Source organism: Dietzia sp. HMSC21D01, assembly GCF_001815995.1.
GTDB classification, from domain to species: domain Bacteria; phylum Actinomycetota; class Actinomycetes; order Mycobacteriales; family Mycobacteriaceae; genus Dietzia; species Dietzia cinnamea.
This window is the reverse complement of record NZ_KV823786.1, coordinates 4,131-4,469: the sequence shown is the minus strand read 5'-3', so window position 1 is coordinate 4,469 and position 339 is coordinate 4,131. Positions and strand designations below refer to the sequence as shown.

The 339-nt window shown below is 77.6% G+C and carries 1 protein-coding gene; it reads right to left on the bottom strand.

Going from position 1 to position 339, the window contains the following annotated elements:
* Positions 1–339: hydroxyethylthiazole kinase (locus HMPREF3086_RS19495; protein ID WP_246830898.1), on the bottom strand; the 339-nt coding region annotated here is incomplete at both ends.

Genomic DNA, 339 nt, shown 5'->3' with positions numbered 1-339 from the left:
ACCGGCCGCGCGCGCCGCCCCGAGGTAGGCCGCGGTGAGCGCGCCCAGAGCGCACCCCGTGCCGATGACTTTCTGCAGCAACGGGTGACCCGACTCGACCCACGTCGCGCGCTCGAGGCCGTCGTGATGTGTGACGACGAGGTCCCGCGGCCCCGTCACCGCCACCACCGCACCGGACCGCGCGGAGAGATCCCGGGCGGCGGGCTCCGCGGCGGCCACCTCCTCGGTCGAGTCGACGCCCCGGCCGCCCGCCCCCGTGCCGGCGAGCGCGATGGTCTCGGAGGCGTTGGCCCGGATCGCGGCCGGACCCGACTCCAGCCACGCCGTGGACAGGCGGGG